This is a genomic window from Streptomyces malaysiensis subsp. malaysiensis, assembly GCF_040653035.1.
GTDB lineage: Bacteria > Actinomycetota > Actinomycetes > Streptomycetales > Streptomycetaceae > Streptomyces > Streptomyces malaysiensis.
Map to the genome: position 1 here is coordinate 38,180 of NZ_JBEZNG010000011.1, position 20,871 is coordinate 59,050.

Consider the following 20,871-nt stretch of genomic DNA (forward strand, 5'->3'; position numbering starts at 1 on the left):
GCCGGGGTCGCGGGTTCAGCCGGGGATGTCGGCCCACTGGTCGAGGAGTTCCTCGGCCGTGGGCCCGCCCTGCGAGGGCATCGAGGCGGTCAGCGGCTGTTCGGCCCAGATGATCTTGCCATTGGGGGTGTAGCGGGTCCCCCAGCGCAGGGAGTACTGCGCGACGAGGAACAACCCTCGGCCACCCTCGTCGGTGGTGGCGGCGCGGCGCAGATGGGGAGAGGTGCTGGAGCCGTCGGCCACCTCGCAGATGAGGGTGCGGGCGCGCAGCAACCGGACGCGGCTGGGGGCGGATCCGTAGCGGATGGCGTTGGTCATCAGCTCGCTGAGGATGAGTTCGGTGGTGAAACCGGCCTCCTCCAGCCCCCAGGCGCTGAGTTGCTCGGCGGCCTCGTTGCGGATGCGGGCGACCGCGGCGGGGTCGGAGGGCAGCTCCCATTCGGCGACGTGCCCGGGGTCCAGGAGATGGGTGCGGGCCACGAGGAGGGCGATGTCGTCGCCGGGGTGGGCGGAGGCCATGGTCTCGAAGACGGCCTGGCAGGTCTCCTCCGGAGAGTCACCGGACAGTCCGGCGAGGATGCCGCGCAGAACGCCGAGCCCCTCGTCGCAGTCCCGCCCGCGATCGCGGATCAGCCCGTCGGTGAACAGGGCCAGCCGGCTGCCCTCGGGCAGCTCCACCTCGGCGGTCTCGATGGGTTCGCCGCCGAGGCCCAGCGGCGGGCCGAGGGGCATATCGGGGAAGGTCACGGTGGAGTCGGGGAGGACCACCGCCGGGCCCGGGTGCCCGGCGCCCGCCATCGTGCAGCGGCCGGAGACCGGGTCGTAGATGGCGTACAGACAGCTGGCGCCGCTGATGCCGGGGGCGTCGGTGCCCGCGGCGGCCTGGTCCTGGTCGAACCGGCTGACCAACTCGTCCAGATGGGCCAGGAGTTCATCGGGCGGCAGATCGAGCGCGGAGAAGTTGTGCACGGCGGTGCGCAGCCGGCCCATGGTGGCGGCGGCGTGCAGTCCGTGGCCGACGACATCGCCGACGACGAGGGCGACCCGGGCGCCGGGCAGGGGTATGACGTCGAACCAGTCGCCGCCGACTCCGGCCTGGGCGGGCAGATAGCGGTGGGCCACGTCCAGGGCGTCCTGTTCGGGCAGGCCCTGGGGCAGCAGACTGCGCTGGAGGGTGGCCGCCATGGCGTGTTCGCGGGTGTAGCGGCGGGCGTTGTCGATGGCGACCGCGGCGCGGGCGACCAGCTCCTCGATGAGCGCCACATCGTCCTCGTCGAACGGTTCGGCCTCCTCGGAGCGCCAGAACGTGGCGATGCCCAGGGTGACGTCCCGTGCCCGCAGCGGGATGGTAATCATCGAGTGGATGCCATATCTGATGATCCTCGTGGCCTGTTCGGGGTCCTGCTCCTGCCATCCCGCATAGGTCCGCAGATCCGCCTCGAGCACCGGCCGGCCCCCGCCGAAGCCCAGCGCCTGGGGCACGGTGCCGGTGTAGGTGATCACCTTGCCGACCCGCCACAGCGGATGGTCGGCCCGCACACCGGAGGTGGCGGTGCGGCGCATGGCGCTGCCCACGGGGTCGTCGCCGCGCAGCACGGGGTCCACGAGGTCGACGGTGGCGAAGTCGGCGAACCACGGGACGGCGAAGCGGGTCAGCTCCTCGGCGGTCCGCTCGACGTCGAGGGTGGTGCCGATCTTCGCACCGGACTCGTAGAGCAGCCTCAGCCGCCGCTCCGCCACCTCCGCCTTGCCGGACAGCGCGCGCAGTTCGGTGGAGTCGCGGAGGGTGGCGACGCTTCCGGACATCCCGCCGTCCCACCGCGTGGGGCGCTGGTTGATGGCGAGCATCCGGTCCCCGGCCAGATGCACCTCGTCGGTGGCGAACCGGCCCGAGGCGAGCAGCTCGGCGGTGCGCGGCTCGAGGCCGAGCTCGGTGACGGGGCGGCCCTCGGCCTTCGGGGGCAGCTCCAGCAGCCGTCCGGCCTCGTCGTTGGCGAGGACGAGGCGGCCGTGGGAGTCGACGATGAGCACGCCTTCCCGCACCGAGTGCAGGACGGCGTCGTGGTGCTCGTACATGCGGGTCATCTGGGCGGGGCCGAGCCCCCGGGTCTGCCGTCGCAGCCGCCCGCCGACCAGCGCCGTCCCACCGGTGGCGAGTGCGAGCGCACCGGCGGCGGAGCCGAAGACCAGCGGCAGCTGGCGCTCGACCCGGCTGCTCACATCGGCGGCGGTCATTCCGGCGCACACCACACCGGCCACCTTGCCGTCGCCGCTGGGGATCGGGACGGTGGCCTGGACCTCCCGGCCGAGTGGCCCCTGCACGGACTCGGTGACGATCTTGCCCTTCACCACGGGCCGCCAGTCGGCGACGAGCTCCTTGCCGATGTACTGGGGCTTGGGGTGGGTGTAGCGGATGCCCTTGGTGTTCGCCACGACGACGAAGTCCAGATGCGCCCGGTGACGGGTGTCCTCGGCGCGGGGCTGTAGCAGGGCGGTCGGATCGTCCGTGCGCATCGCGGCCACGATCCCCGGGGAGGTGGCGAAGGTCTGGGCGACGGCGGTGGCGCGGTTGAGGGCCTCCTGCTCGCTGTCGTTACGGGCCTGGAGGACCAGCGCCGTCGTGGCCGCGACGATGAGCAGACAGACGAGCAGTACCTGGACAGCGAAAACCTGCCCGGCGATGCTGCGCACGCTCAGGCTGCGCACGCTGAGCAGGGAGCGGAGATGCTTCCGGGAGGAGGTGTACGGGGCGAGTCTTGATCGACTGAAAACTCCGACCACGCACCCTTCCTACCATTTATCCCCCTTCGCCCGTAAAGCCCGATGGCGCAGGATCTCGGGCCGTCCCGGTCCTCGATACAAACCGCGACGGTGTGCGGCACCACGCACACACAGAGTCGGCTATGGGACTCCTCGCCGGATTCCTCATCCCTAAACCCGGATGCACCGCTTCTAGGGCCAGACAGGCCCTAGACGTCGAGCCGGTGGGCCACACCGCGCATCGTCGCCCGCACGGCGTCCAGGTCGACCCGGGTCCGGTCGGCCACCAGATAGAGAAAGACACCCTGGCGGGTGCGCTGACTGAGCGGACGGATCACGTGATATTCGGTGTCCAGCGTGACGACGATGTCCTCGAGGCGCTCCGGGTCGTAACCGAGCATCTCCAGGGTGGACAGCTTGGCCCGCATGAAATCCGTGTCCCCGTAGGCCACCTTCTCCAGATCCGGCCCCTGCGCGGTCTGGGCCACGCCCAGGGTGATCCGGCTCAGATAGTCGACGAGCGAGGCCGCGAGAGCGCCCTCGCACTCCATCATCTCGCGCAGCGACTCCTGGATATCGGTCATGGCCCGTCGTCCTCCCAGGACCTGTGAGGGGCGCCGGCGTCGATCGGACACGTCCGCCGCGCCGGGCCTCCGGAGCTCATGTCCACTTGTTTCATCGTTGCACAGGGACCGTCGGCGCACCCCCGCACACATCCGCCCCCGCGCTGCCCTCCACTCCCCGTGGCGGCGGGGTGCCATGGTGGCGGGGCGCCGATCGACCTATTCTGCGCACGCGTTGATCGACTTCGGATTGAATAGATTGAATCGTTTCGCTCCCGCTGGAGGACGCATGACCGTCGGCAGCACCCCGTCCCGTGCCGTGGTGGTGGGCACCGGCTCCCGGGCCCAGATGTTCACCGAGGCGCTGGCCCGCCGCCCGCACCTGAGGGTCGCCGCGCTGTGCGATCCGAACCCGGTGCGCATCGCCCACCACCAGCGGCTGCTGAAGGAGGCGGGCGAACCGGAGGCGGCCACCTGGAGCCCGGCGGAATTCGAGCGGCGGCTGCGCGCGGACGATATCCAGGAAGTGGTGGTGACCTGCGTGGACGCACTGCACGACGGGTATATCGTGCCCGCGCTGCGGGCCGGCTGCCGAGTGGTCACCGAGAAGCCGATGACCACGGACGCGGCCAAGTGCCGTCGCATCCTGGAGACGGTCGGCGAGACCGGCAACCATCTGACGGTCGCCTTCAACTACCGCTTCAACCCGGTGCACGAGGAGGTCCACCGGCAGCTGTCGGGCGGCGCCATCGGCGAGGTGCTGTCGGTGCACTTCGAATGGCTGCTGGACACCCGCCACGGGGCCGACTACTTCCGCCGCTGGCACCGCGAGAAGCAGCACAGCGGCGGGCTGATGGTGCACAAGTCCAGCCACCACTTCGACCTGGTCAACTGGTGGCTGGGGGCACGTCCAGAGGAGGTGTTCGGCTACGGCGGGCTCGGCTTCTACGGCCGTACGGCGGGTGAGCGCAGCGGTTACCGGCGCGAGTACGAGCGGGCACACGGCGCCACCGCCGCGCGGGACGACCCGTTCGCGCTGGAGCTCGCCGGGAACGACGCGCTGCGCTCGCTGTATCTGGACGCCGAGGGCGTGGACGGCTACCACCGCGACCGCAATGTGTTCGGCGACGGCATAACCATCGAGGACGACATGGCGCTGCTGGTCCGCTATGACACCGGCGCCACCATGACGTACCACCTGACCGCCTACTCCCCCTGGGAGGGCTACCGGGTGATGTTCAACGGCACCCGGGGGCGGCTGGAGCTGGAGGTCGAGGAGAGCAGGTGGCAGCCGCCGGTGCTGGGCACCTCCTCCGGCCGCGGCGCCGTCCACGGCGATCAGGCGCTCGCCAACGCGGGCGGTCCGCGGCTGGTGCTGCGGCCGCTGTGGGAGCCCCCACGGGAGGTGGCGCTGCCGGAGTTCGACCACGCGGGGCACGGCGGCGGGGACGAGCGGATGCTCGATGTGCTGTACGGGCCGGTGGATCCGGCGGCCACCGGAAAGACCGCCGTGGACGGCGCGGATGTCCCGGACACCCGCGAAACCCCGGACACCTCTGATGCCTCGGACGCCTCGCGCCGATCGGCCACCGAGGAGGACGGGGCGCTCGCGCTGGTCACCGGGCTCGCGGCCAACCGGTCGTTCGCCGATGGAAAACCCGTGGCCACGGCCGACGTCGTGACGCTGTAGCCGGGCGGCCGGTCCAACGCGGCTCATCCCGCCCGGGGTTGCGGCAGGATGAGCCGCATGAACACGCAGACGATCGCGACACCCCAGGCGCCCGTTTCCCGGAGCGCCGCTCGTCACCGCCGAAGACGGCTGCTCGGCTCGCTCGCGGCGGCCGCTCTGCTCTCCGCATGCGGTACGCAGACCTCGTCGGGAGTCGCCGCGGTGCCGGACGAGGCCACGCCCCGCCCGTCGGGCCTCGCCACCGCTCCGAGCACCGCGGCGCCCACCGCTCCCCCGGTCTGCCCCGACTCGGGGGTGCTGCTGCGGGCCGCGGAGGCCAACGCGGCGATGGGGCTGCGGGAGCAGGAGATCGAGCTGGTGAACTGCGGCAAGCGCACCTACACGGTGACCGGCCACCCCTCCGTCCAGGTCCTCGACGAGGACCTGGAACCGCTGGAGGTCACGATCAGCCACCGGGCGTCGGACATCGCCACCGTCGACGACTTCGGGACGGTCGGCGGACCGGTGCTGCTGAAGCCCGGTGAACGGGCGGTGGCGCGGCTGCTGTGGCGGAATCTGGTCACGGACATCGCCCGCCCCGCCGCCGACGGGCGCTATGTGCGGATCGCGCCGAACGGCGGCGAAAAGGACGCGCAGACCGTGCCCGACCTTGTCGATCTGGGCACCACCGGCAAGCTGGCCGTGAGCGCCTGGGCCCGCCCCGCCACGGACCGCCCGGCCCCGCGTCATCCGGTCCCGGGTGGCACGGCCCCGGTTGGCGCGGACACCGGTCCGTAGCCGCCGGCCGGTGGCACCGCCGTCCCGTGCCACCGCCGGCCCCGTCAGCCCGGGGCGCCCAGCCGCTCCTCCGGCCGGTCGGCCGGATCGAGCCCCATCTGCTGGGCGAGCCCGGCGGCCAGGGCCGCCACGGTCGGATGCCGCCAGACGAAGTTGCCCGCGAGCTTGATGCTCAGCCCCGTCTCCAGGCGCACCCGCAGCTCCATGGCGAGCAGCGAGTCGAAGCCCAGCGCCTTCAAGGGGGTCTGCGGATCGAGGGTGGTGCCGCTGAGCCGCAGCACGGCACGGATGTGGTCGGTCAGATAGGACTCCAGCGCGGTGCGGCGGGCCGGACCGGCGGGAAGCGCCGCCAGCCGGTCGCGGATGTCGTCGGTGCGCTCCCGGGCTGCTGCCGGGGTGTCGTCACCGGCGAGCAGCGGGGCGAAGAGGGGGGACCGGCGACCGGTGGCGGGGATCCAGGTGGCCGGTTCGCCGGGGATCACACCGGTCTGCACCCGCCGGTGGGCCAGCAGGTCGCCGAGGGCGTGGAGCCCCTGGTCGGTGGGGATCGTCCGATAGCCGCGGTCGGCGAAGCCGGTGGCCACTCCGGTCTCGCCCCACGGCCCCCAGTTGACGGCGAGGGTGGGCAGGCCGCGCGCCGAGCGCCAGGCGGCGAAGCCGTCCAGCCAGGCGTTGGCGGCCGCGTAGGCGCCCTGTCCGGCGTTGCCGAGCAGGGAGGCCATGGAGGAGTACACCGCGAACCAGTCGAGCCGGTGTCCCTCGGTGGCCTGGTGCAGCCGCCACGCCCCGGTGGCCTTCGGCGCCCATACGCGGTGCAGCTGGTCCTCGCGGATGTTGGCCACGGCCGCGTCGTCGAGGACCATCGCGCAGTGGACGACACCGTGCGGGGACGCCCCGTCGCGCGCGGTGGCGGCGGCCACGAGCCGGGCGGCGGTGTCCGGGCGGGCGATATCGCCGCGGACGACCGTGATCCTGGTCCCGGCGGCGGAGAGTTCGGCGAGTGCCCGGGCGGCGGCGCCTGACGGTGCGGTCCGTCCGTTGAGCACCAGGTGGCCCGCGCCCCGGCGGGCCAGCCAGCGGGCGGTGGCGAGCCCGAGGCCGCGCAGGCCGCCGGTGACGATGTACGTCCCGCCGTGGCGTATCGTCAGCGGTCCGTCGGGCAGCACCGCGTCGACCTGGCCCTCCTGCGGGATGGTCAGCACCAGTTTGCCGATGTGGCGGGCACCGGCCATCCGCCGGAACGCGTCGGTGACCTCCGCGAGCGGATAGCTGGTGCACCGCAGCGGCTTGAGACGGCCCTCGCCGATGGCGCCGAGCACCTCGCGCAGCAGCGCCGCGTAGACCCGTGGGCGGGCCAGCTGCACCTCCCTCAGGTCCACGGTGGCGAAGGTGATGTTGTGCCGCAGCGGGGAGAGCCCGAGCGGGGCGTCGGAGAGGATGTCGCGAACGCCGAGCTCGACGAAGCGGCCGAAGGGGCGCAGACACTCGAGACCGGCCCGGACGGCCGCTCCGGAGAGGGAGTTGAGCACCACGTCGACGCCCTCGCCCCCGGTGGCCTCCTTGACCTCGTCGCGGAAGTCCAGCGACCGGGAGTCCATCACCCGGGAGATGCCCATACCGCGCAGGAAGCGCCGTTTCTCCTCGCTGCCCGCCGTGGCCAGCACCTCGGCGCCCAGCAGCCGGGCGACCGCGATGGCGGCCAGTCCGGTGCCGCCGGTGGCCGAGTGGATCAGCACCCGCTCCCCCGCGGTCACCTGCCCGACGTGGCGCAGCGCGTACCAGGCGGTGAGGAACGCGATCGGCAGCCCGGCGGCGGTGTGCGGGTCGAGCCCCTCGGGCAGGGGCGCCGTGTGGTCGGCGGGGACGACGGTGAACGATCCGAAGGCGCCGCCGTGCACATCGGCCGCCACCACCCGGTCACCGGCGCGGAGTTGGTCGACGCCTGGTCCCACCGCGCTCACCACGCCCGCGCATTCGAAGCCGAGCCGGTAGCGGATGTCCTCGTCGCCGGGGAGCAGGCCCATGGCCGTGAGGACGTCCCGGAAGTTCAGGCCCGCGGCGAGCACCCGCAGTTCCACCTCGCCCGGTCCTGGCGGGCGGCGGGGCGTGGTGGTGAGCTCCAGACTGCCGAGGTCGCCGAGGCGGCCCGCGCGCAGCCGGAAGCCGTCGGTGCCGCAGCGCGCGGTGCGGGCGGCGGCGCTGGTGCGCTCGGCGTCGGTGAGGGGCGCGTAGTCCAGTTCGGCGGTGTAGCGGGCTCCGTCGCGCAGCGCGATCTCGTCCTCGGGGCCGTCGGCGAGGAGTTCGGCGGCGAGGGTTTCCGCGAGCCGGTCCGGGGCGGCCGGATCGGTGTCCACCGAGGTGGCCCGCAGCTCGGGGTGTTCCAGGGCGAGCACCCGCAGGAGTCCGCGGAGCGCGCTCTGTCCGGGGTCGGCCAGATCGCCGGGGGTCACGGTGCGGGCGCCCCGGGTGGCGGCGTAGAGGCGGGGCGGTTCGGGGAAGCGGGCGGTGAGCGCCTGGGCGGCGGCGAGCAGTCGGCGGGTGCGGCGCAGCCCGTCCTCCGCGCCGCCGTTGGCGGGGCGCGGGCCGCATACGAACACCACGGCGCCCGGTCGCTCCCCGGGGCGGGTGAGCCGGAGGGTGAAGGCGTCGCGGAACGTGTCGAGCCCCTGGTCGGCCAGGGGCGCCTCCCACACCCGGGCCGTGGCACCGGCGGCGCGCAGCGCTGCGGCCACCGCGCGGGCGGTGCCGTCCGCCTCTCCGACGACCAGCCACCGCCCGGGGGGCCTGGTGGCCGGGGGCCGGGTGGTGCGCCGCCAGCCGAGTTCGAGGAACCACCGGTCGGCCTCGGGTGCCCGGTCGGCGGCCCGGTGCACGATCCGCAGCCCGTCGACGGCCAGGACCGGCCGCCCGTCCGCGTCGAGCAGGCGGACGTGCCCGACGGTGGCTCCGGGGGTGGTCTCGGCGAGGCGGGCGTGGCAGTACACGGCGGTCCCGGGGTCGCCGAGGACGCGTACGCTCTGCATCCGCGCGGGCAGCAGCAGCCGCTGGTCGTCCCCGTCGAGCAGCCCGGCGACGAGGAGTTGGGCGCACAGATCCACGAGGACGGGGTGGACACGCAGACCGTGCCCCGGTTCGCGGGCGGCCTCGGGAATCCGCACCCGGGCCCAGAAGCTGTTGCCGTGGCGGGAGGCGGACACATCGGTTATGCCCTGGAAGGCCGCTCCGTGCTCCACGCCCCGGGCCCGCAGATTGGCGTAGAGGGCGTCGGCATCGACGGGCAGCGGATGGCGCAGGGCGAGGGTGCGCACGGAGGCGGCGCGGGTGCGCGGTGGTACGGCGAGTCTGCGGAGCACCGCGGTGGCCTGCCGCACCCAGGCGCCGTCCTCGTCGCGCCCGTAGATCTCGCATTCGGCGCGGTCGGCGGCGGCGAGGGTCACCGTGGTGGACAGGTCGGTGCGGTCGGCGAGCCGCAGCAGTTCGCGGAAGCGCAGATCGGTGACCTCGATCTCCTCGGGTCCGGTGCCGAACACCTCGCAGGCGGTGGTGAGCGCGAGGGCGTAGGAGGCCGCGCCGGGCAGCACGGGGGCGCCGTGCACCCGGTGGTCGCCGAGCCAGGGCAGGGCCGCGGTGCCGGTGCGGGCGCGCCAGGAGTGGCGGACGGGTTCGCCGGGCACTTCGAGGTGCGCGCCGGGCAGCCCGGCGGCCGAGGTGGCGTCGGGGTGCGCGGGGAGCGGGCCGTCGGCCCAGTGGCGGGTGCGGTCGAAGGTGATGGGCGGTACGTCGGCGAGTGCGGCGTCCGCGTACAGCACCGACCAGTCGACGGGGACGCCCGCGCAGTGCAGCGCGGCCAGATGGGTCCGGAAGGTGGCGGGCTCGTCCTCGTCGCGGACGAGGGTGGGCAGGACGACGGGGTCCGCCACCAGACCGGCGAGTCCGCGCAGGACGGGTTGGGTGATGACCGGGTGGGGGGAGATCTCGACGTACACCAGGTGGCGGTCGGCCGCCGCGGCGGCCACCGCCGCCGAGAACCGGACCGGGCGGCGCAGATTGGCGCACCAGTAGTCGGCGTCGAAGGCGGGCGGGGTGTGCGGATCGTCGAGAACGGTGGTGTAGAAGGGCACGTCCGGGCGGCGGGGGGTGAGGTCGGCGAGTGCGGTGCGCAGATCGGCCAGCAGCGGGTCCACCTGGGGCGAGTGCGAGGCGACGTCCACGGCGATCAGCGCGGCGGGGACGGAGCGGGCCTGCCAGCCGGCCACGAGCCGTTCGATGTGTGCGGTGTCCCCGGCCACCACGGTCGAGCCGGGCGCGGCCATGACGGCCACGGTGACGGCTTCCGCGGCGCCGCCGGTGTCGAGTTCGGCCCGCACCTCGTCGGCGCCGAGGCCCACCGTGGCCATGGCGCCGTGCCCGGCGACGCGGGTGAGCAGTGCGGAGCGGCGGCAGATCACCGTGGCCCCGTCGGCGAGGGAGAGCGCCCCGGCCACCACGGCGGCGGCCACCTCGCCCATGGAGTGGCCGATGACCCCGGCGGGCTCCACGCCGTGGGCGCGCCAGGTGGCGGCGAGCGCGGTCTGGAGTGCGAACAGCACGGGCTGCACCCGGTCGCAGCCGGTCACCGGGGCGCCGGAGCGGACGATGTCGAGCACCGAGAATCCGGATTCGGCGGCGATGAGGGCATCGGCCTCGGCGAGCGCCTCGGCGAAGGCCGGTTCGGTCTCCAGCAGCCGCCGTCCCATACCGGGCCACTGGGAGCCCTGCCCGGAGAACACCCATATCGGCCTGCGCGAGACCGCGGCGCCCACCGCGCCGGTGACCACGGCGGGATGGGCCCGACCGGCGGCGAACGCCCGCAGGGCGCCGATGAGTTCGGCGCGCGACGCGGTGGTGACACCGAGCCGCCCGCGGCCTGCGCCGCGGCGCAGCGCCAGGGTGTGGGCGATATCGCGCAGCGGGGTGTCCGCGCCGTCGCCCTCCAGCCAGTCCGCCATCCGCCGCGCGGCGCCGGGCAGCGCGGCCGGGGACCCCGCGGGGACGAGGAACACCCGCGGTACGGCGCGGGTGGCGGACCGGGGCCCGGGTGCGGGACGGCGGGCGGGCGCGGGTGCGGCGGGCGGCTGTTCCAGCACCACATGGGCGTTGGTCCCGGAGAAGCCGAAGGAGGACACGGCGGCCAGCCGGGGACCGGTCCGCACCGGCCACGGGGTGAGCTCGCGGGGGATGAAGAAACGGGTCCCCTCGGCGTCGATGGCCGGGTTCCAGCCGGTGAAGTGCAGATTGCGCGGGATGAGGCCACGCCCCAGGCACAGCACGGCCTTGATCAGCCCGGTGACACCGGCGGCGGGCTCCAGATGGCCCAGGTTGGTCTTGACCGAGGCGAGGGCGCAGCGGTCCCGGCCGGTTCCGTAGACCTGGGCGAGGCCGGCGAATTCGACCGGGTCGCCGACGGGCGTGCCGGTGCCGTGGGCCTCGACCATCCCGACGTCGGCCGGGTCGACCCCGGCGCGGCCGAGCGCCTCCTCGTACAGGGCGCGCTGGGCGGTGGCCGAGGGCGCGGCGAGCCCGTCGGAGTGGCCGTCCTGGTTGACGGCCGAGCCGCGCAGCACGGCCAGGACCCGGTCCCCGTCGCGCACGGCGTCGGTGAGGCGTTTGAGGACGACGATGCCGCAGCCCTCGCCGCGGACGAAGCCGTCGGCGGCGGCGTCGAAGGCGTGGCAGTGGCCGGTGTGCGAGAGCATGCCCATCCGGTCGAACGAGCGGGTGATGCGCGGCTCGAACATCAGGGTGACCCCGCCGGCCAGGGCCAGATCGCATTCGCCCGTGCGCAGCGCCTGGACGGCCAGGTGGACGGCGACCAGGGAGGACGAGCACGCGGTGTCCAGGGCCACGGAGGGGCCGTGGAGGCCGAGGAGGTAGGAGATCCGGCCGGTGGCGACGCAGTGCCCGTTGGCCAGGGCGGAGCCCTCCAGCTCGCGGGGGTGCCGGTCGAGCCGGTTCATGTAGTCGTTGTAGCTGAGCCCGGCGAAGACGCCGGTGGCGGTGGAGCCGAGCCGGTCGGGTGGCATTCCGGCGTGCTCCAGGGCCTCCCAGACCACTTCGAGCAGCAGCCGGTGCTGGGGGTCGAGGATGTCGGCCTCGCGTCCGGAGACGCCGAAGAAGTCGGCGTCGAAACCGGACACATCGCGCAGATACCCGCCGCGGACGGGCGGCGCGGCCCCGGGGCGGGCGGTCGTTCCCGGGACCGGGCCAGGGGCTGAACCGAGGGTCGCGCCGGGGGGCGGGCCAGGGGTCGTGCCGAGGGTCGTGCCGGGGTCGGCCGCCCAGAGCGCGGCGCGCTCAGGGGGCGGTTCGCCGACGGCGTCGCGTCCGTCGGCCAGCAGCCGCCACAGGGCGGCGGGTGAGTCGGTGTCGCCGGGAAGCCGGCAGCCCATGCCGACGACGGCGATACGGCCGGGGGGACGGCCGGGGGCGGGGGTGTGCTGACGCATCGGGGTCTCCGTGGGTGGTGCCCGGCCCGGGGTGGGGGCCGTGAGGGGCCGTGGGTGGAGATCGCCGCGGGGGTCATGGACTCAGATGGTGTCCGGGCCGCCCAGCAGCATCGCGTGCTTCACGCCACCGATCTGGTAGTTGAAGCTGAGCGCGTGGTCGAAGTCGAGGGGACGGGGGCGGGTGCCGGGGACGGGGTCGAAGGGGAGGCCGTCCGCGGGCTGTTCGCAGTTGGCGGTGGGGCACACCTCGCCGAACTCCATCATCATCAGGGTCAGGGCGAGGCCGAGGCAGCCGGCGGGTGAGCCGTGGTGGCCGAAGCAGCCCTCCTGGGAGGACATCAGCACGGTGGGGTCGGGGCCGTAGAGCTCCCGGACGGTGTTGGCCTCCATGGCGGTGACGGCGGCGCCGCCGTCGCTCGCGCCGTTGATGTACGGCACCTGCCCGATCCGCCATCGGTCGCCCAGGCAGAGCCGGACGGCCCTGGTGAGCTGGGCACCGGTGTGGTCGGCGGCGAGCGGGTTGGCCAGCCCGTCGCGGGTCATGGCGGTGGCGAGCACCTGGCCGTAGAGGTGGGCGCCGCGGCGCGCGGCGTGCTCCCTGCTCTCCATGATCACGGTGGCGGAGCCCTCGCCGTGGTTGATGCAGTCGGCACGCCGGTCGTAGGGGCGCATCAGGGAGTCGAAGGACGGCAGCAGATCGGGCATTCCGGCGGCGTCCATCGCGTCGTAGGCGCGCTGGGCGCCGCGCAGCAGCCGCTCCCCCTTCTGGATCACACCGACGTTGAAGACGTCGACGCCGGTCACCACCGCGAGGTCGGTCTCGCCGGCCGCGATGAGGCGGCGGGCGTTGCCGATCTGTACGGCGGCGGAGGCGCAGCCGCAGGAGACGGTGAAGCAGGGGCCGACGGTGCGGGTCAGCGCGCCCTGGACGACGGCCACGTCGGAGGGGGACACGGCCTGTTCGGCGGCGACGAACATCTCCAGGGCGTCGAGGGTGGTGGCGGCGTCGGGGTCGACGCCGAGCAGGGTGAGATAGCTGTCCACATTGGCGTCCACGCTGCCGCGGCCGACGAGCACGGCCGCCTCGCACAGATCTCCGGCGGCCAGGTCGAGCTCGGCGTCGGCACACGCCTCGACCAGGGAGACCAGACCGTAGCGGTGGGCGTTGGTGTAGTGGCGGGAGAAGAATTCGGGGAGGTCGGGGAGTCGTTCCTCGAACTGCCCGGCGCTCAGGTGGACCGAGCCGTAGTGGCTGTCGTGCCGGTCGAGGACGGAGCGGCCCCGGGAGGCGATGTCCCACACCTGGGCCGCGGTGAAGACGGGTTCGGCGCCGCCCGGCAGACAGAAACCGAGGCCGGTGACCACGGCGTCGCGCGGGTTTCCGGCGCCGCCCGGGGCCGGCCGGGGCGCTTTCATCGCGCCCTGGCGGGGCTGGAGAGAATCATGACGGTGGTCCCTTTCGCTCACACCGGAGTACCTGAGCCGCCGGTACGGCGAGTCGCCCGAATGCGCGGGGGCACCGGTGGGCCGGATTCGGTTCACCGGCGAATTCGGCGTATGCGGCGCGGCGTTGGAGGTACTCGAAGCCTTTCCCCGTTGGATGGTGAGCCGTCTCCGTCGAGGGAGCCGCTCATCGTTCGGAAAGGACGGGTGGATTAGCTGACGCTACGCCTGGAAGGACATGGGCCGGTAGGTGGTGTCGTATCACCGTGGTGGATTCGGCCGGTTCGGCGCACCGCTGTCGTACCCCCGGAGCCCATACCGCGCGACCCTGGTGAAAAGGGGGCTCGCACCCCGGTTCACGCCCCCTCTTGTGGAACCTTTCTGAAAGAGCGTACAGAAAAAGGCGCCTCAGGCACTCAAGGAGCACGGGGCGGATTGAGCGCGCGAAAGAGCCCTTCGCGTAGGGCGCGAAAGCAGCAAAGGATGGCAAAACATGACACAGCAGTCCGTACCGTTCGACGAGCTGGACCGCAAAATCGTTGCGGCGCTGGTGGCCAACGCCAGGACCAGCTTCACGGAGATCGGCGCGGCGATCGGACTCTCCGCCTCCGCGGTCAAGCGCCGCGTCGACCGGATGCGGGAGACCGATGTGATCACCGGCTTCACCACCACCGTGCGCCCGGCCGCCCTCGGCTGGCGGACCGAGGCGTATGTGGAGGTGTACTGCGACAGCGCCGCACCACCCCGGCGTCTCGCGGAGGTCGTGCGCAACTATCCGGAGATCATCGCGGCCATGACGGTGACCGGCGGCGCGGACGCCCTGCTGCATGTCATGGCGACCGATGTGGAGCATTTCGAGGAGGTGCTGGAGCGCATCCGGGCCGAGCCCTTCGTCCGCCAGACGATCAGCTACATGGTGCTGTCCCACCTGCTCACGGGCAGTGCGGAGGCCGGTGCGGCCCCTCCCGCGACCGCTGCGCAATGAATCGGCGCCAACCGGCCCGAGCACGCACCATCGATGCGCTCATGCGCAGTTTTCCTTGCTTGTCTCCCCTCTCCTCCGCTTTCTACCGTTGATTCATCCCCCCGGTCGCCCGCGGAAGCGAGAGGAATAATCTCCGTGCCCCTGACGCGTGTGCCGCGCCCCCGGCGCTTCCTGACCTGTGCCCCCAGATATTTCGATGTGCGGTACGCCATCAATCCCTGGATGCGTGAGGACACCGAGGTCGACACCGACCTCGCCCAGGCGCAATGGGAGACGCTGATCCGCACCTACCGCGACCACGGCCACCGGGTCGACCACATCGAGCCGGTGCCGGGCCTGCCGGACATGGTGTTCGCGGCGAACTCGGCCCTCGTCCTGGAGGGCCGGGTCTTCGGCTCACGGTTCCACGCGCCCCAGCGCCGGCCGGAGCAGCTCGCCTATGAGCGGTGGTTCAAGGCGGCCGGTTTCGACGTCCATCCGCCGGAGTCGGTGTGCGAGGGCGAGGGCGACCTGGTGCCGGCCGGGCCCTTCGTCCTGGCGGGCACCGGCTTCCGCACCACCCGGGCGGCCCACCAGGAGGTGCAGGAGTTCTTCGGAGTGCCCACCGTCAGCCTGCTGCTGGTGGACCCGTACTTCTACCACCTGGACACCGCGCTGTTCGTCCTCGACGACCAGAACATCGCCTACTACCCGGAGGCGTTCTCCCCCGGCAGCCGTGAGGTGCTCGGGCGGCTCTTCCCCGACGCGCTGATCGCCACCCGCGACGACGCCATGGCCTTCGGGCTCAACTCGGTCTCCGACGGCCGCCATGTCTTCGTCGCCCCCCGGGCCACCGGGCTGATCGACCAGCTCACCGACCGCGGTTACGTCCCCGTCCCCGTCGACCTGTCGGAACTGCACAAGGCCGGCGGGGGCATCAAGTGCTGCACACAGGAGATCCGCTGATGACCGCCACCACCCCCATCGCCTCCGGGACCGCCGCGGCCGACGGCGCCCGCTCGTCGCGGGAACTCATCCACGCCGAGGAGTCCTCGCTCGCGCACAACTACCACCCGCTGCCCGTGGTCGTCGCCCGCGCCGAGGGCACCTGGGTGTGGGACGTCGAGGGGCGCCGCTATCTGGACATGCTGGCCGGCTACTCGGCCCTGAACTTCGGCCACCGCCACCCCGCGCTGATCGAGGCCGCCCACCGCCAGCTCGACCAGCTCACGCTGACCTCGCGGGCCTTCCACAACGACCGGCTGGCCGGGTTCGCCGAGGGGCTTGCGGAGCTCACCGGGCTGTCCATGGTGCTGCCGATGAACACCGGCGCGGAGGCCGTGGAGAGCGGCATCAAGGTCGCCCGCAAGTGGGCGTACGAGGTGAAGGGCGTCGCCACCGACCAGGCCACCATCGTGGTGGCGGCCGACAACTTCCACGGCCGTACGACGACGATCGTCGGCTTCTCCAGCGACCCCGTCGCCCGCGATGGCTTCGGCCCCTTCGCCCCGGGCTTCCGCATCGTGCCGTACAACGACCTCGCGGCCCTGGAGGCCGCCGTCGACGAGACCACGGCGGCGGTCCTCATCGAGCCCATCCAGGGCGAGGCGGGCGTCATCATCCCCGATGACGGCTATCTGCGAGGGGTACGCGAGCTGACCCGGCGCACCGGGACGCTGTTCATCGCCGATGAGATCCAGTCCGGTCTGGGCCGCACCGGCACCACCCTGGCCGTCGAGCACGAGTCCGTGATGCCGGATGTGCTGCTGCTCGGCAAGGCGCTGGGCGGCGGCATCGTGCCGGTGTCCGCGGTGGTGGCCGACCCGGCGGTGCTCGGGGTGCTGCGCCCCGGTGAGCACGGCTCCACCTTCGGCGGCAATCCGCTGGCCGCCGCGGTCGGCTCGGCCGTGGTGGACCTGCTGAGCACCGGCGAATTCCAGCGCCGGGCGGCGGAGCTGGGCGAGGTGCTGAGGGACGGGCTGGCCGCGCTGACCGGCAAGGGCGTCCTGGGCTACCGCTGCCGAGGGCTGTGGGCGGGCGTCGATGTGGACCCCGCGCTCGGCACCGGCCGCGAGGTGAGCGAGCGGCTGATGGCCGAGGGGATCCTGGTCAAGGACACCCATGGTTCGACGATCCGGCTGGCACCGCCGCTGACCATCACCCGTGAGGAGCTGGAGGGGGCGCTGGCGGCGCTCGAGAAGGTGCTCGGCTGACCGAAAGCGACGAGGAGCGCCGGGCCATTACGTTTTATACGGCCCGGCGCTTCATCATGTTCAATCCCGCTCCCAGATTCTTTTTCGGCACCCTCCTCGCGGCCCGCCAGAACTGCGAAGCGTAGATAACGCCCAGGTCACGACCGCCTTTCCGGGTTTTTATGTACGTTGATGAGCATTCCACTGTTCCCGATCGCACGCTGTGGAACACTTCCTGTCATCTTGCCGTCGGAGGCGGGGTGATGGGATCCGGTTCGAGGCAACCGACGGTCCGCGCGCTCGCCGATAGGTGGGCGCGACCTCGCGCCCCGACGACCCGGGCGGGTGATATCCGGCCGGGTTTTCTCATCGCAAGGAGGCAAATCCGGATGGAATCGCTGAGGACACTCCTCGTCGATCATCACGACTCGTATACGTACAACCTCTTTCATCTGCTGACCGAGGTCAACGGCGAGGAACCGGAGGTGCTTCTCCATGACGCGCCGGAATGCGTGGACATCGATCTCTCCGCGTTCGACAACATCGTGCTCTCCCCCGGCCCCGGGCATCCGGCCGATCCACGGGACTTCGGCGCCACCGCCCGGCTGATCGAGCGATCGCATATTCCGGTGCTGGGGGTGTGCCTGGGGCACCAGGGGATCGCGCTCGGCGCCCAGGCGCGGGTGGTGGCCGCGCCCGAGGCCAGGCACGGGCATCTGTCCCGGATCAAACACGGCGGGCGCGGGCTGTTCCGTGGTCTTCCGCAGGACTTCACGGCCGTGCGCTATCACTCGCTGTGCGTGGCCGAGCCGCTGCCGCTGGGGCTCCAGGGCATCGCCTGGTCCGAGGACGGGGTGCTGATGGGGCTGCGGCACCGGGCCCGTCCGCTGTGGGGCGTCCAGTTCCATCCGGAGTCGGTGCTGACCGGATACGGCCACCGTATGCTCGGCAACTTCCGCGATCTGACCATCGAGCACGCCAACGGCGAGTCGGTGACCTCCACCGTGGCCCCGCCCGCCGCCACCGCGGCCCCGGCCTCCACCGCGGCCCCGCCCGCCGAGCAGCCGCGCCGCGCCCGCCGTACTGCGCCCCGGCCGACCGCGGAGGTGGTTCCCCCTCGCGCCCCGGAAGCGGACCCCCGAGCCGCACCGGCGCGGCTCGCCCCCGAGGACGGCGTCCCGCCGCCGACGCCCCCGGACGGCCCCGTCTACCGGCTGCACGCCCGATGGCTGGCCGACGCCACCGACACCGAGGCGGCCTTCACCCGGCTGTACGCGAAGGCGCCACACGCGTTCTGGCTCGACAGCTCGCGCACCGAGTCCGGCGAGGCTCGCTTCTCCTTCCTCGGGGACGGCACGGGCCCGCTCGCCGAGTTCGTCCGCTACGACACCGACACCGGCGTCTGCGAGGTCGAGCGGCCGGGACGACCGGCCCTCCGGGTCGAGGGCGGCGTCTTCGACTACCTCGAACGGGAGCTGACCCGCCGCCGGGTGAACGCCCCCGGCCTCCCCTTCGACTTCACCGGCGGCTATGTGGGCTACTTCGGCTATGAGCTCAAGGCCGACTGCGGCTCCCCCAACCGCCACCGGGCCACCACCCCGGACGCCTGCTGGCTCTTCGCCGATCGCTTCGTCGCGGTCGACCACCAGGAGGGCGTCACCTACATCTGCTGCCTGGCCGAGGACACCCCCGACGGCCACCGGTCGGCGAAGGACTGGCTGGACACCACGGTGACCGTGCTCAGCGGGGTGCCGACGGTCACCGGGCCCACCCCGCCGCCGCCCGCGCTCGCCACCACGGCCGCCGTGGAGCCCTGGCTGACGCGGGACCGGGAGCGGTACCTGGCCTCGATCGAGGCGTGTCAGCGGGAGCTGCGCGCCGGGGTCAGCTATGAGATCTGCCTGACCAACTCCGCCTGGCTGCCCGCCCCCGGCGACAGCTACGCCTTCTACCGGGCCCTGCGGCGGTTCAACCCCGCGCCGTACGCCGCCTATCTGCGGTTCGACGGCACCGATGTGGCCTGCGCCTCCCCCGAGCGCTTTCTGCGCATCACCCCCGACGGCACCGCCGAGGCCAAACCGATCAAGGGCACCGCCGCGCGCGGCCGGGACCCGGAGACGGATGCGCGGGCGCTCGCGGCCCTCGCCTCCAGCCCCAAGGCCCGCGCCGAGAACCTGATGATCGTGGACCTGCTCCGCAACGACCTGGGGCGGGTGTGCGCACCGGGCAGCGTGTATGTGCCGCGCCTGATGAACACCGAGACCTACGCCACCGTCCACCAGCTGGTCTCCACCGTGCGCGGCCGGCTGCGCCAGGAGTCGACCTCCATCGACTGCGTCCGGGCCTGCTTCCCGGGCGGCTCCATGACCGGCGCCCCCAAGCCGCGCACGCTGGAGATCATCGACTCGCTGGAGACCGAGGCCCGCGGTGTCTACTCCGGGGCGCTCGGCTACCTCAGCTGCAACGGCGCGGCGGACCTCAACATCGTCATCCGCACGGCCGTGTTCACCGGCGGCCGGATGCACATCGGCGCGGGCGGCGCCATCGTGCTCGACTCCGATCCGGCCGATGAGTACGAGGAGATGCTGCTGAAGACGGCCGCCACCATGCGTGCCTACGAGGCTGTGGAGCGCGCGCCCGCCGGAGAGCTCGACGATCTGCTCATGGCCGCCGCCGCGGCGCCACCCGCCGCACCTTCGGGGCCCGGGGGATGAACAGCGGGATCGCGGACGCCGTCGCGGCGGCCGAGGCGGTGTCGGCGGCATGCTCCGAGCCCTCGCGGGGACCCGCGGCGGTGACCGGGTACGCCTCCGCCCGCCACAGCGCGGTCCGCGACAGCGGCGAGGCCGCCGGGGCGGTCCGGCGCGCGGCCGTTTGACCGGCATTCCAGCGGGCGCGGCTAAGCGCTCCGCTGGAAGTACCCCGACCTGCCGTCGATCGTCCGCGGCGCCGTCGTGGCTGGTCGCGCCCGCGGCGGAGCCGCACATCGACACAGCCCCGCGCCCCTTCGGGGCGCCACCGAACCGCAGCCGACTTCCGCCGATCTGCTGAGGAACCCGGTCGGACGGTCAGGGCGAAACGACGGAGGCCCACCGGCGGGGAACACCGGGGCGGCACGGCATCGGACAGCGGAAACTTCGGAAACACCGGGACGGAGACGTGGAAGCGGACATGATCGCTGCACAGAACGTCGGTCACGCCGACGCGTCGGACCAGAAGCAGTGGACGCTGATGTGGCGCGAGGACGGCGGGCTGATGCCCTCCCGGGCGGTGCCGGACAGCGCGCTGCTGGCCGCCGGCTCCTGGCTGGTCGACGACGGGCGGGTGCGCGGGCTCGACCACCACCGCCGCCGGTTCGTCGCCGCGTGCGTCGAGGCGAGCGGCGACTCCCCCGCCCGGATCGAGAGCTTCTGGCGCGACGCGATCGCGGCCCTGCCCCGTACCGAGCGCTGGTTCCCCCGGGTCGAACTGGCCGGTCCGGAACCGGCCCGGCTGTTCCTGCGGATACGGCCCGCGCCGCCGCGCACGGTCGATGTGACCGTGTGCCTGACCGAGGAGTTCGACCCGCGGTCGCATCCCCGCCGCGAGGGCCCCGACCTCTGTCTGCTGGCACATCTGCGCGAGCGGGCCGCCGCCCGCGGCGCACAGGAGCTGTTGCTCACCACCCCCTCCGGGACGGTGCTGGAGGGGACGGGGGCGAGCGTTCTGTGGTGGGAGGACGACGTTCTGTGCCTGCCGCCCCGGGAGCTTCCGCTGCTGACGGGCGTGACCTCGGCCCTGATCCAGGACCGGGCCGCCGAGCTGGGCGTCCGCACCGAGCACCGCCGCCGTGCCGTGCGGGAGCTGGACGGCCGTGAGGTGTGGCTGGTCAACGCGGTGCACGGGATTCGTCCGGTGACCGCGTGGCTGGGCCGCCCGCTGCGGGCGGGCCCGGCGCTGCGCGCCGCCGCCTGGCAGACCTGGCTCGACGGCGCTTGCGATCCGATCCCGTGACCTC

At 73.0% G+C, this 20,871-nt stretch carries 12 protein-coding genes; 8 read left to right on the forward strand and 4 right to left on the reverse strand.

Features of this window, described 5'->3' with window-relative positions:
• Positions 1-15: 15 nt before the first annotated feature.
• Together AB0E24_RS22645 and AB0E24_RS22650 are read right to left on the reverse strand one after the other, a co-directional pair.
• A complete protein-coding gene (locus AB0E24_RS22645; protein ID WP_107474488.1) occupies positions 16-2,706 on the reverse strand; it encodes a SpoIIE family protein phosphatase in 2,691 nt (896 codons plus the stop codon).
• A 263-nt stretch (positions 2,707-2,969) separates the two neighbouring features.
• Positions 2,970-3,344, reverse strand: coding sequence for a hypothetical protein (locus AB0E24_RS22650; protein WP_069860541.1), 375 nt, complete (start codon positions 3,342-3,344; stop codon positions 2,970-2,972).
• A 268-nt stretch (positions 3,345-3,612) separates the two neighbouring features.
• Here AB0E24_RS22650 and AB0E24_RS22655 point away from each other — a divergent pair, with 268 nt between their 5' ends.
• Complete coding sequence (locus AB0E24_RS22655; RefSeq protein WP_167505367.1) at positions 3,613-5,013, forward strand: Gfo/Idh/MocA family protein; 1,401 nt, start codon at positions 3,613-3,615, stop codon at positions 5,011-5,013.
• 57 nt (positions 5,014-5,070) lie between these two features.
• Positions 5,071-5,790: a DUF4232 domain-containing protein gene (locus AB0E24_RS22660; protein WP_359379396.1), complete on the forward strand. Its 720-nt coding sequence runs from the start codon at positions 5,071-5,073 to the stop codon at positions 5,788-5,790.
• 44 nt (positions 5,791-5,834) lie between these two features.
• Here AB0E24_RS22660 and AB0E24_RS22665 read toward each other — a convergent pair whose 3' ends face one another.
• Both AB0E24_RS22665 and AB0E24_RS22670 read right to left on the reverse strand, forming a co-directional pair.
• The gene (locus AB0E24_RS22665) at positions 5,835-12,275 is read right to left on the reverse strand and encodes an SDR family NAD(P)-dependent oxidoreductase (RefSeq protein WP_359379398.1); all 6,441 of its coding nucleotides are present in this window, start codon (positions 12,273-12,275) and stop codon (positions 5,835-5,837) included.
• 81 nt (positions 12,276-12,356) lie between these two features.
• Entirely contained in the window at positions 12,357-13,691 is a 1,335-nt protein-coding gene (locus AB0E24_RS22670) for a beta-ketoacyl synthase N-terminal-like domain-containing protein (RefSeq protein ID WP_359379400.1), read from the reverse strand.
• Positions 13,692-14,211: 520 nt separating this feature from the next.
• Between AB0E24_RS22670 and AB0E24_RS22675 the strand changes: the two genes are divergently transcribed.
• From AB0E24_RS22675 to AB0E24_RS22700, 6 genes are all read left to right on the forward strand, one after another.
• On the forward strand, positions 14,212-14,703 hold the full coding sequence (locus AB0E24_RS22675; RefSeq protein WP_069860538.1) for an Lrp/AsnC family transcriptional regulator: 492 nt from the start codon (positions 14,212-14,214) through the stop codon (positions 14,701-14,703).
• Positions 14,704-14,838: 135 nt separating this feature from the next.
• Complete coding sequence (gene ddaH / locus AB0E24_RS22680; RefSeq protein WP_093702764.1) at positions 14,839-15,648, forward strand: dimethylargininase; 810 nt, start codon at positions 14,839-14,841, stop codon at positions 15,646-15,648.
• Entirely contained in the window at positions 15,648-16,895 is a 1,248-nt protein-coding gene (gene rocD / locus AB0E24_RS22685; RefSeq protein ID WP_359379404.1) for an ornithine--oxo-acid transaminase, read from the forward strand. The genes ddaH and rocD overlap by 1 nt, the downstream gene beginning before the upstream one ends.
• Positions 16,896-17,263: 368 nt before the next feature.
• Positions 17,264-19,588 carry an aminodeoxychorismate synthase component I gene (gene pabB / locus AB0E24_RS22690; RefSeq protein ID WP_359379407.1) on the forward strand — a complete coding sequence of 775 codons (2,325 nt, stop codon included), beginning with the start codon at positions 17,264-17,266 and terminating at the stop codon, positions 19,586-19,588.
• Complete coding sequence (locus AB0E24_RS22695; RefSeq protein WP_174885328.1) at positions 19,585-19,752, forward strand: hypothetical protein; 168 nt, start codon at positions 19,585-19,587, stop codon at positions 19,750-19,752. Before pabB ends, AB0E24_RS22695 begins: the two co-directional genes overlap by 4 nt.
• Positions 19,753-20,045: 293 nt before the next feature.
• Positions 20,046-20,867, forward strand: a complete 822-nt coding sequence (locus AB0E24_RS22700) for an aminotransferase class IV (protein WP_359379410.1) — start codon at positions 20,046-20,048, stop codon at positions 20,865-20,867.
• The last annotated feature ends 4 nt before the right edge of the window (positions 20,868-20,871 follow it).

What these genes read in the sequence shown, in the direction of transcription:
- AB0E24_RS22650 (WP_069860541.1), bottom strand. Translation starts at nt 3,344, where the DNA reads ATGACCGATATCCAGGAGTCGCTGCGCGAGATGATGGAGTGCGAGGGC.
- AB0E24_RS22655 (WP_167505367.1), top strand. Translation starts at nt 3,613, where the DNA reads ATGACCGTCGGCAGCACCCCGTCCCGTGCCGTGGTGGTGGGCACCGGC.
- AB0E24_RS22660 (WP_359379396.1), top strand. Translation starts at nt 5,071, where the DNA reads ATGAACACGCAGACGATCGCGACACCCCAGGCGCCCGTTTCCCGGAGC.
- AB0E24_RS22665 (WP_359379398.1), bottom strand. Translation starts at nt 12,275, where the DNA reads ATGCGTCAGCACACCCCCGCCCCCGGCCGTCCCCCCGGCCGTATCGCC.
- AB0E24_RS22670 (WP_359379400.1), bottom strand. Translation starts at nt 13,691, where the DNA reads ATGAAAGCGCCCCGGCCGGCCCCGGGCGGCGCCGGAAACCCGCGCGAC.
- AB0E24_RS22675 (WP_069860538.1), top strand. Translation starts at nt 14,212, where the DNA reads ATGACACAGCAGTCCGTACCGTTCGACGAGCTGGACCGCAAAATCGTT.
- rocD (WP_359379404.1), top strand. Translation starts at nt 15,648, where the DNA reads ATGACCGCCACCACCCCCATCGCCTCCGGGACCGCCGCGGCCGACGGC.
- pabB (WP_359379407.1), top strand. Translation starts at nt 17,264, where the DNA reads ATGGAATCGCTGAGGACACTCCTCGTCGATCATCACGACTCGTATACG.
- AB0E24_RS22695 (WP_174885328.1), top strand. Translation starts at nt 19,585, where the DNA reads ATGAACAGCGGGATCGCGGACGCCGTCGCGGCGGCCGAGGCGGTGTCG.
- AB0E24_RS22700 (WP_359379410.1), top strand. Translation starts at nt 20,046, where the DNA reads ATGATCGCTGCACAGAACGTCGGTCACGCCGACGCGTCGGACCAGAAG.